The organism is Bartonella sp. AC10YNML (assembly GCF_042196825.1).
Lineage (GTDB): Bacteria > Pseudomonadota > Alphaproteobacteria > Rhizobiales > Rhizobiaceae > Bartonella.
Genome location: NZ_JBHIRA010000003.1, coordinates 133,091 through 145,326 on the forward strand (window position 1 = coordinate 133,091; position 12,236 = coordinate 145,326).

The 12,236-nt window shown below is 40.8% G+C and carries 7 protein-coding genes and 2 pseudogenes; 6 read left to right on the top strand and 3 right to left on the bottom strand.

All coding sequences use genetic code 11. The features are described 5' to 3' along the window. From ACFINA_RS02930 to ACFINA_RS02955, 6 genes and pseudogenes are all read left to right on the top strand, one after another. Positions 1 to 1,247 (top strand): annotated as a pseudogene (locus ACFINA_RS02930) (tol-pal system protein); the annotation flags it as partial. Positions 1,248 to 1,265: 18 nt separating this feature from the next. Further along, positions 1,266 to 2,753, top strand: a complete 1,488-nt coding sequence (gene tilS, locus ACFINA_RS02935; protein WP_375606531.1) for a tRNA lysidine(34) synthetase TilS — start codon at positions 1,266 to 1,268, stop codon at positions 2,751 to 2,753. A gap of 114 nt (positions 2,754 to 2,867) precedes the next feature. After that, positions 2,868 to 5,036, top strand: a complete 2,169-nt coding sequence (ftsH, locus tag ACFINA_RS02940; RefSeq protein ID WP_375608107.1) for an ATP-dependent zinc metalloprotease FtsH — start codon at positions 2,868 to 2,870, stop codon at positions 5,034 to 5,036. A 550-nt stretch (positions 5,037 to 5,586) separates the two neighbouring features. Continuing rightward, positions 5,587 to 6,951, top strand: coding sequence for a phosphoglucosamine mutase (glmM, locus tag ACFINA_RS02945; protein ID WP_375609303.1), 1,365 nt, complete (start codon positions 5,587 to 5,589; stop codon positions 6,949 to 6,951). 752 nt (positions 6,952 to 7,703) lie between these two features. Then, positions 7,704 to 7,832: a type II toxin-antitoxin system RelB/DinJ family antitoxin gene (locus ACFINA_RS02950; protein ID WP_375608109.1), complete on the top strand. Its 129-nt coding sequence runs from the start codon at positions 7,704 to 7,706 to the stop codon at positions 7,830 to 7,832. 165 nt (positions 7,833 to 7,997) lie between these two features. Then, positions 7,998 to 8,201, top strand: coding sequence for a hypothetical protein (locus tag ACFINA_RS02955; RefSeq protein ID WP_375606527.1), 204 nt, complete (start codon positions 7,998 to 8,000; stop codon positions 8,199 to 8,201). A gap of 759 nt (positions 8,202 to 8,960) precedes the next feature. On the opposite strand, the pseudogene ACFINA_RS02960 reads toward ACFINA_RS02955, so the two are convergent. From ACFINA_RS02960 to virB10, 3 genes and pseudogenes are all read right to left on the bottom strand, one after another. Next, positions 8,961 to 9,207: pseudogene (locus ACFINA_RS02960) on the bottom strand (Arm DNA-binding domain-containing protein); the annotation flags it as partial. A 721-nt stretch (positions 9,208 to 9,928) separates the two neighbouring features. After that, positions 9,929 to 10,981: a P-type DNA transfer ATPase VirB11 gene (gene virB11 / locus ACFINA_RS02965; RefSeq protein ID WP_375606526.1), complete on the bottom strand. Its 1,053-nt coding sequence runs from the start codon at positions 10,979 to 10,981 to the stop codon at positions 9,929 to 9,931. Positions 10,982 to 11,002: 21 nt separating this feature from the next. Beyond that, positions 11,003 to 12,190 carry a type IV secretion system protein VirB10 gene (gene virB10, locus ACFINA_RS02970; RefSeq protein ID WP_375606525.1) on the bottom strand — a complete coding sequence of 396 codons (1,188 nt, stop codon included), beginning with the start codon at positions 12,188 to 12,190 and terminating at the stop codon, positions 11,003 to 11,005. Between the last annotated feature and the right edge of the window lie 46 nt (positions 12,191 to 12,236).

Genomic DNA, 12,236 nt, shown 5'->3' on the forward strand with positions numbered 1-12,236 from the left:
ATAAGGCTGTTGATGCAGTGAAAGAAGCACCTGAAGCAGCCGATAAAGCAGCATCTGATGTGATAGAAAAAGCCACTGACGCTGTTGATAAGCCGTCTGATGCAGTGAAAGAAGCACCTGAAGCAGCCGATAAAGCAGCATCTGATGTGGAGAAAAAAGCCACTGACGCTGTTGATAAGGCTGTTGATGCAGTGAAAGAAGCACCTGAAGCAGCCGATAAAGCAGCATCTGATGTGATAGAAAAAGCCACTGACGCCGTTGATAAGGCTGTTGATGCAGTGAAAAAAGCACCTGAAGCAGCCGATAAAGCAGCATCTGATGTGATAGAAAAAGCCACTGACGCTGTTGATAAGCCGTCTGATGCAGTGAAAGAAGCACCTGAAGCAGCCGATAAAGCAGCATCTGATGTGGAGAAAAAAGCCACTGACGCTGTTGATAAGCCGTCTGATGCTGTGAAAAAAGCTCCTGAAGCAGCTGATAAAGCAGCATCTAGCGCGGCGGAAAAAGCCACTAGTGTTGCGGAGCACCAAGGGATTATTTTAGAGAATCAACAGGCTTTATTTCAAGATTATGATTTAGATAAGCTTTTACATAAGATACGAATGGTGCTTGAGCATAACAGTCTAAAAAATGTTAACAAGCAGTTTCACGAGCTTTTTGATACAGAAACCTCTTCTGTTTATTCTTGTTCTTTTGAAAAGTCTGCTGTAGATGAAAAATCTCAGACTGTAAAAGAAGAGATGGAGCAGGACCATAGTACAGGTGTTCAGACAAAGGTTGCTGCTGTGGAAGCTAAGGTGGAGAGCCATGACCATGAAAACAGTCAATCCTTTAACAAAGCGCATGAAGTAAGAGCTCCAATTGAAGTACATCAGAGTGACAATCTTTCTTCTTCTAAAGCTTTGTATAAGGAAGGGTATGATTTTATTCGTTCTGCTAACTATGTTGATGCTGAAAAAAGCTTTTGCGCTTTTCAAAATCGTTACAAAAAAGATTCTTTGAGTGATGATGCTTTATTTTGGTTGGCCGAATCTTTGTTGGGACAAAAACGCTATCATGAAGCAGCACAAGTTTATCTTACCGCATGGTATGCAGATAAAAAGAAGCTCTATACCTCCGAGATTTTACTGAAATTAGCAAGAAGTATGGTCGCTCTTGAGCCAAATAAAGACAATTGTGCTCATTTTGTGAAAAAATCAAAACGTCAACAAACATTAGCATCTGTTTTTTGTAAACCTGCAAAATAAACAGCGAGGTCGTTTTCGGTGTGCGTTAGACTGGCAAGAAATCTCTTTAAAACATCGGATTTTATTCCATGTCAGAAGTTGATTCTTGCCGTCTCAGGGGGAAGTGATTCTTTGGCTTTGATGTTTTTGGTCAAAGAGCATTTGGAAACTCTCGCATTTCCTCCAGAAATGATTGTTGTCACGGTTGATCATCAATTGCGTAAAGAATCGATGCGTGAGGCAGAAACTGTTGCGAAAATTTGTCGTGTCCATGATATTCAACATATCACTGTGCGATGGGAAGGCGAAAAGCCAAAGACGCATATTGCTTCCAGCGCGCGTGTTGCACGCTACGATCTCTTGGTTAAAGAAGCACAAAAACAAGGCGCATCAGTTATTATGACGGGCCATACACTCAATGATCAGGTTGAAACCTATCAAATGCGGTATCAACGTCTCCAAAAGAACAGAGGTGCTTTATATAGTGAAGCTGTTACCATGCGCGATGAGGTTTATGCCAGTGGTTTTGCTGGTATTTTGCGCGGTGAAGCCGAGGGTATACGTGATGAGTTTCATGCCAGAAAAACAAGAAAAAATATTTCCGAAAAAAACGATGGTCCGCTCTATGAACGTGGTTTATCCTGTATTCCGCGTGAGGCGTTGTTGCATAGAAAAGTGCGTTTGATTCGTCCACTCCTTGGTGTAAAACGCCAAACATTACGGAATTATTTACGCTTACAAGGACAAACATGGATTGATGATCCAACCAATGAAGATCGCAATTTTGAACGTGTGCGTGTGCGTCAATCTCTTTCTCCACAAAAATTGTCTTATATTGCTCAAAAAATAAATGAAGCCGCATTGCAGCGTCGTCAACACGCGCAAAATATTGCCGATTTGATCTTAGCACTGGATATTACTGTCCAACATGGACGTTGTTTCATAGCAAAGCCTGCGCTATTTTTACAGAAACATTCCAGTTTTCCTTTCGTGGTGGGGCTCTTTGCTGTGCTGATGGGAGGGGGATTTTATTTGCTCCCCAATCAGAAATTAAGCATGCTTGTTCAAAAACTCTGTCTCGATTCTCCAGAAAAGAAGCGTTTTACTTATGCGGGCTCTGTTATTGAATATAACAAGCAGGGAATTTCTTTGTGGCGTGAAGGGCGAAATATAAAAGAGGCTATCGTTGAGCCAGATAAAACTTTTATATGGGATGGGCGCTATCATATCACAAATCATGGATATGAGGCTATAAAGGTTGGAGCCGCAAATTTAGAACAGCTGAAATTTTTATTAAAAAATAGCGATTTTGAGCTTGAAAAGCCTCATTTTCCCTCTTTACAATCGCTGGTGATGATCTCAAATGACAAAGGGTGTGATATTCCAGAGTTGATTTCTCAAGCAGTTGTTCATAAAAATGTTATCATCAAGCGGATTATGGCACCTTTCGATTGGCTTTCTTCGCGAGAAGATGCTGCTGTGGTAAATGTTGTGGAACCTTTTTTTAATATTGAGGTGAAAAGATAAAGAAAAATTACTCTAAAAGAAAATAAACAGCTTCTCATCCCTTGGCAAGGGGCTGACAAGGTTATATGTTAAGGGGAAATGTTTGAAATCTAGATTTGATTAAGTGGGCTAAATATGAATTCCAATTACCGCTCTCTCCTCATTTGGGGAGTTATTGCCTTAATTTTGATTGTGTCGTTTTCTTTCTTTAATGGAGATAGTCAGCGTTCTGGTGGTGGAGAGGTTTCTTATTCTGAATTTTTACAAAAAGTTGAGAATAATGAGTTGAAATCTGTGACCATTCAAGGTCAAAAGTTAACAGGACAAACTATTGAACATAGAGCTATTTCAACCTATGCTCCACGAGATCCAGGTTTGATACAAAAATTGGAAAGCAAAAACGTGAATGTTAAAGCTATTCCTGAAAGCTCTGGAAATAGTATCTTCCTCAATCTCCTCTTTTCCTTATTGCCTGTTATTATTATCGTGGGGGCGTGGGTCTTTTTTATGCGGCAAATGCAAAATGGATCACGCGGTGCAATGGGGTTTGGGAAGTCAAAAGCAAGATTGCTTAATGAAGCGCAAGGACGTGTTACTTTTAAAGATGTTGCCGGTGTTGAAGAAGCAAAGCAAGATCTTCAAGAAATTGTTGAATTTTTGCGCGAACCACAAAAATTTCAACGTTTAGGAGGGCGGATTCCACGCGGTGTTTTGCTTGTTGGTCCTCCTGGAACCGGTAAAACTTTGCTCGCACGCTCTGTGGCTGGTGAAGCCAATGTGCCATTCTTCACCATTTCAGGGTCTGATTTTGTTGAAATGTTTGTAGGTGTTGGGGCGAGCCGTGTGCGTGATATGTTCGAACAGGCTAAAAAAAATGCCCCTTGTATTATCTTTATCGATGAAATTGATGCTGTTGGGCGCCATCGGGGTGCTGGACTAGGAGGGGGAAACGATGAACGCGAGCAAACCTTAAATCAGTTGCTTGTTGAAATGGATGGGTTTGAGCCCAATGAAAGTATTATTCTTATTGCTGCAACAAACCGTCCCGATGTCCTTGATCCCGCTTTATTGAGACCAGGGCGTTTTGATCGGCAAGTTGTTGTGCCAAACCCTGATGTTTCTGGGCGTGAACAAATCTTGAAAGTGCATGTGCGCAATGTGCCTTTAGCGCCCAACGTTGATCTGAAGATTTTGGCAAGAGGTACACCAGGATTTTCCGGTGCGGATCTGATGAATCTGGTCAATGAAGCTGCTCTTATGGCTGCAAGCCGTAATAAAAGAGTCGTGACAATGCAAGAATTCGAAGATGCGAAAGATAAGGTGATGATGGGGGCTGAGCGTCGTTCAACCGCTATGACACAAGAAGAAAAAGAACTCACTGCCTATCACGAAGCAGGACATGCTATTGTGGCTCTTAATGTGCCAGTTGCTGATCCTGTCCACAAAGCAACAATTGTCCCAAGGGGAAGGGCCTTGGGAATGGTGATGCAATTGCCTGAAGGTGATCGCTATTCCATGAGTTATCGTTGGATGATTTCTCGTCTGGCCATTATGATGGGTGGACGTGTGGCTGAAGAATTGAAATTTGGAAAGGAAAATATCACCTCCGGTGCTTCTTCTGATATTGAACAAGCAACCAAATTAGCGCGCGCAATGATCACACGATGGGGATTTTCTGATCTGCTTGGGAATGTTGCTTATGGAGATAACCAAGATGAAGTCTTTTTGGGTCATTCTGTTGCGCGAACACAAAACGTTTCTGAAGAAACAGCGCGCATGATTGATATGGAAGTGCGTAAGCTTATTGATGATGCCTATAAAAATGCTACAGAAATTTTGAAAACAAAAAGAAAAGAATGGTTTGCTTTGGCACAAGGTTTGTTGGAATATGAGACTTTAACGGGAGCTGAAATTAACGAAGTTATTGCAGGAAAGCCTCCTTCACGCACACAGAAAGATGAGAATGCTGCACCACGGGGATCCTCTGTTCCGAAAACTGGAACAGTGAGGGTAGAGACAGCAGGCGCAGAGGAAAAAGACGCTGAAACAGCGCCTAAAATAGCAACTCATAAGGTAGAGACTGATAAATTAGAAGAGGGTAAGGCAGAGGGAGCTGTAGGGAAGAAAACAGCAAAATCCAGTGATGTTGAACCTAAGGAGCTTCAGTCTAAAAAAGTGCAATCGGATGAGACTGAGAAAAAAGCGCAAAGCACAAAAGGTACCACAAAATCAGTCAACCGCTCTAAAAGTAAAAGCAGTGCAGAAAAAAAGTCAAATACGGTGGGACATGATAAAGGAAAATAGGAGCCTTTTAAGAACGCTTGAGTGACGATGTTTTAGGAAAACTTCTAAATTTTTTGAGAAAGGCGCAAGCTTTGTTTGCGCCTTTCTTGCAATATTTGCAAAAATATGGAAGCAAAAAAATTAAGCAAAGCCGTTGTATGATGACGGCTTTAGCATGCTACAAGGCGAGGTGTACTGTTGCTTTTCTAATGTGGTAGGGGTTGTAAGGTTAGGTGATAGATTTTCTTGCTGATTTGGTAGGGTATGAGGTTTGGTGCTGAGTTTCTTTACGGATTTAGCAAGTGTGTGAGATTATCCGTTGGTTGTGTTAAAGGGATGTGTAGAGCATTTTGAGGAGATAATATTTCTTTTATGTGTGAGGGTGTAACATAATTGTTTGAGAGTGGTTTAGATGTGTAGATGGTGAATAGGGGGCTTGATTGTCTAAATGCATGAAGGTTTAAGATCAATGATCTGATTTTATACGGGGAGAGGAGGACTATTGTACCAAGGGGGCTTTTAGGGGTTTAAAAAAGTCAAAGGGAAAAAGTAGATATTAAAGGAAAGAGGTATGGTACAAAAATATTTTGGTACAGATGGAATTCGGGGGAAAGCCAATTCATTTCCGATGACACCCGATTTTGCTATGAAGGTAGGGATGGCGGTAGGGGTTTTATTCCGCTCACAACATCAATCACGTCGTGTGGTGATTGGAAAGGATACACGATTATCGGGCTATATGTTGGAAAACGCTTTGGTTTCAGGATTGACTGCTGCGGGGATGGAAGCTTTTTTATTGGGTCCAGTGCCAACACCTGCTGTTGCAATGCTTTGCCGCTCTTTGCGCGCGGATCTTGGGGTGATGATTTCTGCTTCTCATAACCCCTTCTATGATAATGGAATTAAACTTTTTGGTCCTGATGGTTTTAAGCTTTCAGATGATATGGAAGCGAAAATTGAACAATTAATCGATACAGATCTTTCAAAATCTTTAGCAAGTTCTGCCGAAATTGGTTATGCAAAACGGGTTGAAGGGGATATTTATCGTTATATTGAATATGCCAAACGAACTCTGCCGCGCGATGTTCGCTTGGATGCTGTGCGTATTGTTGTGGATTGTGCCAATGGGGCGGCTTATAAAGCGGCTCCTCGTGCTTTATGGGAATTGGGGGCTGAGGTTTTTGCTATTCATGATGAGCCAAATGGTACCAATATTAATCAAAAATGTGGGTCAACCGATTTAAGTTCTTTAAAACGAAAAGTGCATGAAGTACGTGCTGATGTGGGTATTGCTCTTGATGGAGATGGAGATCGTGTTCTCATTGTTGATGAAAAAGCACAAACGGTTGATGGAGATCAGTTGATTGCTGTAATTGCTGAAAATTGGCATAAAATGGGACGATTACGGTGCAATGGTGTTGTTACAACAATTATGTCAAATCTTGGACTAGAGCGTTTCTTGAACGGCAAAGGGTTGCACCTTGTAAGGACAAAAGTTGGAGACCGTTATGTTGTCGATGCCATGCGCCAAAAGGGATATAATGTTGGTGGTGAGGCTTCTGGGCATATTGTGCTCAGTGATTTTGGCACAACGGGTGATGGCTTGGTGGCTGCCTTGCAGGTTTTAGCCTGTATGAAAGAAAGCCAAAGTCCTATGAGCCAATTGTGTAAACGGTTTGAACCTGTACCGCAAATTTTAAAAAATTTAACGGTTAAAAATAAAAATGTCCTGAAAAAAAATCCTGTTAAAACGGCTATTGATCAAGCAGAGAAAAAGTTGGGAAAAGAAGCACGCCTCGTTATCCGTGCTTCTGGAACTGAACCGGTTATCCGCCTTATGGCTGAAGGCGATGCACGAGAAGTGTTGGATGCGGTCGTAACAGAGTTGATGGATGTTATTACGCAACATGATGCACACGTGGGTGCTGTGCTTTGAGGAATCTTGAATGCTGTGAGGTAAGTAATCAGGTAATCTTTTGAGAGATAGAAGGGAAGTTTGCTACGGGAATTATTTGTTGGAATATAAGGGGATATTTCTAACGTTGAGTAGACTTCAAGCGGGTGACCTTTGAATAAAGGGGAGGCTTCTTATGATGGTTGAGGGGAAGAAAAAGAATAAAGACTAAAGCTTGGAGGCTTGTGTGTGCTAGAGGAGGGGAGATCTTGAGAGAGGGATGAAAATTCTTGAGTTGTATAGAAGAAAAAGCTGGTGAGAGCAGTCAGTCAAAACGGTTATCCAAGAAAAACGGTTGTTGATGAAGGAGTTTTGGGATTCGTGTAATGGCGAAAATCTATCCTTTATACATTGCATATAAGGGAGGATCAGAGATTAGATAAAAAAGGGTTTGGCGATTTATACTGATAAAGCGATGTCGTTTCGTGATTTTGTCTTTAATGTTGTCTTGGGATGCACTTCATAACTATGGGTTTGATTCATCAAAAGTTCTCCCTAAAGAACAACTTCAGGATAAAAAGCTAGTGAACGAGCTTCAAACAGCTGTTCAATTTTTGCAACAAAGACATATACAAGAGATCAACAACGCATCTGTGCGTACAAAGTCAAAAGATGTGATACGGTCAAGAAATCTAATGCATTAGAAACTTTTTATTGTAGCTCATTTGGGGTCTCATTAAAGAGTAACTAAAGGAGGGTTACTTATAAATATAGCGGTGGATTCAAGAGATATTGTGCGAGCATGTATAGATAAGAATTTAAAAAAAGCCCATGAAATATTAGCCCCTCTAGGGCTTACGGTGTCTTATTTTGTACGGATTGCTTTGACTAAAGTTGTCAATGAAAAGGGATTTGTCGTTTGATATGTATGTTCCTAATGAAACAATATATTGATTTATAATGATAATTTAGCGTTATTCAAGTTGAATTAGCCCCCTAATATCGTAAAATTTTCTCATTTCAAATCTATTCCATGTTGAATCAATCAAAATCATTTGCTTGCACGTCACAAGCGGGGGGGAGTCCATGTGGAAAAAACCGTACAAGAAAGAACTAAAAATGGTTCTTATGAGCCCTCTCTAGTGCCAAGGGCTGTCAACACTCACGAGCTGGCAAAGTGTGTGATGGTGCCAGCATGCGAGACGCTTGAAATTTTTGAGAAAAGTGAAAGAGGAGAAGATGTTTTTTTTGTAAAAGATGTGGAGGATTTATTTCGTCATTTGGATATTTGATACTTCTGATCATTCATTTAAAATTGGCTTTTAATTTACATCATTATAGTTACGGGTATCACGTATTTTTATTGATAATTTACAGGGATTCCGTATATTGAACAATTATGCAAACAATGATCGAAACGACAGCTTATCCTATTATGCCGTAAAACACCGTTGTTTAGAGCGGTGGTATAAGGCATGAAAAGCTTTATATATTGAATGTTTTTAGATATCGTGATCAGTATTTCAGGGCAAGGTTTGTCTGTCGCGCCTATGAAGTGAATCGCGTGAGTGGTCAGTAGCAGGAAGCCGCCGAGAGATGCTGGACTGTTGACAGGCTCGTGGCGGGTAGGAATCTCACTCCTTTGAGGTGTGGGGGAAAGTCAATTAACTTGTGCGAAAGAGGAAGGTATATCACCTGAAGCATTATTTAATATTGTTTTTTTAAATTGCTGCTAATCCAGATGCTGGTGTTTTTATGCAAGGAATGAGGTGAGAGCAAGGAAAGTTAGATTCCCAACAAAGCATAAGGGTAAAAGTGGGGAATATAGGGTTATACCCTTTTTGGGTGGTCAAAATATTCCGGTGTTTCTCTTAGATATTTACAGTAAATTATCTCAAGGAAATTTAATTAAGCTAGTAAGTTAGAAAGAAATGAACTTAAGTGAATTTTAACTGTACTCTTAAACGAATATCGAAAGGAAAAAATAATGGATAAGGCAAATAAGTAGGATTGCGTATATTACAAGGAGCTTGTGAAGCTCTTTCTTAATGGGGGTTACGACCCTCACGTAAAACAGCACACCATTGTGTGCAGTTTCACGGGCTTGTTTTAAAGAAACATTTCTTAAGGCACCCAGGCCCTTTTCATGGCGCCGACCATGAATGGTATAACGATAAAGCCATTGAACACCTCCATCTTTACGTTTTTGAAGAAGCAAGCCGGTGCACCATCACACACTTTGCCAGCTCGTGAGTGTTGCGACAGCCCTTGGCATTAGAGAGGGTTCATAAGAGCCATTTTTAATTCTTTCTTGTACGGTTTTTTCACATGGACTATCCGCTTTTAGTGTGTAAGCAAGTGATTTTGATTGTTTCAAGATAAGCAGGTTTGAAATGAGAGAATTGTACGATATTCAGGACTCTCATTCAACATACAAAACAGTGAATTATCATTATAAATCAATGTATTGCATGTTTATGAAGAAGCGAGCCGGTGCACCGTCACACACTTTGCCAGCTTGTGAGTGCTGCGATAGTCCTTGGCATTAGAGAGGGTTCATAAGAGCCATTTTTAATTCTTTCTTGTACGGTTTTTTCACATGGACTATCCGCTTGTAGTGTGCAAGCAAGTGATTTTGATTGTTTCAAGATACACAGGTTTGAAATGAGAGAATTTTACGATATTCAGGGTTCTAATTCAAGTTGAATAACGCTAAATTATCTATATAAATCAATACTTTGTTCTTATGCTAAAGGTGAAGCGGAGGTCATAAAATTTGGTAGCCATATCCTTGCAAACATTGATGTCAAAAAAATCAGAAAAAATATAGGGTTATAGATATCATTTTCGGCATGTTTTGGTTTTTCTGTAAGGCGCATTCGTGATTGGAAACAGGGACGATATTCTATAGATACTTTTTCTCGTTTGTTACTTTCAATCATTGAAAATGAACCTGAAGCGATCAATTGTGCTCTTAAAAAATCTCTATTGGCATAAGAGGGGGAGGGTATCGTTTTTTTTAAAAAGCATCACGGCGCTTGAAAGGGTCGTAATAAATTTCTGTTACACGAAATTTTCCTTCCAAACGTTTACATTGGATGATGACATCTATCATCGAGATTAATAAGCCGCGGATATCGTCGCGTGCTAAATTACCACCCCCGTCACTTTCTTTGACTAAAAGGGTCATTTGTTCAAAGGCGGCGAGTGCTGTTGAGGCATGAACGGTGGTGATAGAACCTGGGTGACCGGAATTGACATTACGGATATAGTAAAAGGCTGTACCATCACGCAGCTCTTGCAAAAGAATTCTGTCGGGGCGCATACGCAATCCAGATTCAAGCAGTTCTTTTGCTCCAGCTTTTGCTAAGCCTTGATTATCTTTTGAATAAAAGAGCTGCACTTTGTTTGTGTGTGGAACGACAAGCTCGGGCGTGTCTTCTATGGTGAGAATGCGTTCATATTCAGGGATTTTTGCAATTAAAGCTTTGGAGAGGGTTGTTTTACCAGAACCGGTTTTTCCAGAGATTAAGATATTTTGTTGTGTAACAACAGCGCGTTCTAAAAATGTACAAAAGTCTTTGGCGATAAAGAGATCTGTTAGCTCTTTTTCTGTATCAGAGAGTTCACTTGCCCGTTTTGTCATTTGTTCAAGGGGGGTAAAACTAACGTTTCTGGTGACAGAAAATAGCTGGTTTTCGTGTAGACTTTCAAGAGAAAAAGTGCGTGATGAAGGTTTACGAATTGTCATGCTCATGGTGTTGGGGGCAACAGCAGGGGGCATGACAATTTGTATGCGTTCGTTATTGGGCAGTGTTGCGGAAAGAACGGGATTTTCTACACTAATTTTTTGTGTTGTGTAGGCAGCAACAACTTTCGCAATCCCTTCTAGTTCGCTGTAGGTTAGCTCTTTTAAGATGTGGGTTTGCCAACCATTTGGACCCTCAACAATCACTTCGCCTGGGCGATTGACAACAATCTCAAATAAATTCTCATCATTGAGGAAGTCATCTAAGATTTTTAATTTTGTTAAAACGATAGAGGCTCGTTCTATGTTTTTTGCTGTTGGCATAATATACTCTGAACGTGAGAATTAAAAAAAGGAATAGCCTGGCGTAGAACGCGAGAAAGCGTTTCTCTTTTTTCTTGTGATGGTTAATTTATAAACAGAGGAAAAATCGAGATCTTTTGCTACGAAAATGTTGACCAGTTCGCCTTGAAATTTTTCTAAGGTAGGAGGGATATTGATTTGATTTTCAAGGGCAATACTGGCGGCTTCTTTTCCAGTGTTGTTTGCGCCTTCAAAACCGCCGCCTCCAGAGTTGTTTGAACCTCCTTTATTGGAATTGCCTACTATTTTATTTGTTAAAACTGTTGTGGCACCATCAATAACGGTCAACAAAAGGGAAGAGCCAAAGCGTTCCCACCAATGGGTGTTGATGTTGCCATCAAAACCAGCTCTTCCTAAACTGTCTGTTGCGGGTGAGGCAAGGTCGATGATGACACCGGTTGGAGTTTTTGCTCTTGTCCAGAGAACAAAGAGGCGGGATTGACCTTGTTTTATCCCTCCGCGGTATTCGCCAATCACTTGAGTTCCTTTATCAAGTAAAACAACGCGACCATTGTCGGAGAGGATATCACGGTTAATAATGCAGCTTGCAAAGCCTGGTTGCTCACTGTTTAATGCCGTTTCTAAGATACAGGGAATAGAGGTTCCCATGGCGATGATAAAGTTTCTATTGCCGATGAGTTTTGCTTTTGCTTTTGCTTCTTCTGTTTTGGTAGGCTTTAATAGGGTCGCAAAATTTTGTGTGTCTTGAAGGGCAGAGGAATTTTTCATATTGGCGAGATTTTCAAGGGTATTGAATTTTTCAAAGGGATTGAGAGTCGTGTTGACAATGTCTTTTAATTGAGACCTAGAGCCTTTGGCAAAAGCAAGAACGGGGGCGCGTCTTGCGGCATCAAGTAAGGGATCATCTTTTTTCGGTTCTTGTGCGAGTGGTTGTGGGGGTGGTAAGGTTATTGGCGCTATGTTTGCACGCGGGTCAGAGGGGACGAGCTCTAAAGGGGCGAGGGAATTGTGAAAGCTTTGTTCTTGTTTTTTATGAGCTTTTGCAGTGTCTTTTTGTTCTGTGGGGGTGGATAAGATGTTCCAGAGGACATAGCCGCAGATTCCTATACAAGCTATTGCGACAACTATTTTTTTGCCGGCGGTTTTGGCGCTATTGTTTTTGCCATCTCCAATAGATCCTCGATCTTCGATGATTGATTTATCACTCATGTGTTGTCCCCTTTAATTCCCGCTTATTTAAAGATCTGATGCAATT

What these genes read in the sequence shown, in the direction of transcription:
- ftsH (WP_375608107.1), top strand. Translation starts at nt 2,868, where the DNA reads ATGAATTCCAATTACCGCTCTCTCCTCATTTGGGGAGTTATTGCCTTA.
- glmM (WP_375609303.1), top strand. Translation starts at nt 5,587, where the DNA reads ATGGTACAAAAATATTTTGGTACAGATGGAATTCGGGGGAAAGCCAAT.
- virB11 (WP_375606526.1), bottom strand. Translation starts at nt 10,981, where the DNA reads ATGCCAACAGCAAAAAACATAGAACGAGCCTCTATCGTTTTAACAAAA.
- virB10 (WP_375606525.1), bottom strand. Translation starts at nt 12,190, where the DNA reads ATGAGTGATAAATCAATCATCGAAGATCGAGGATCTATTGGAGATGGC.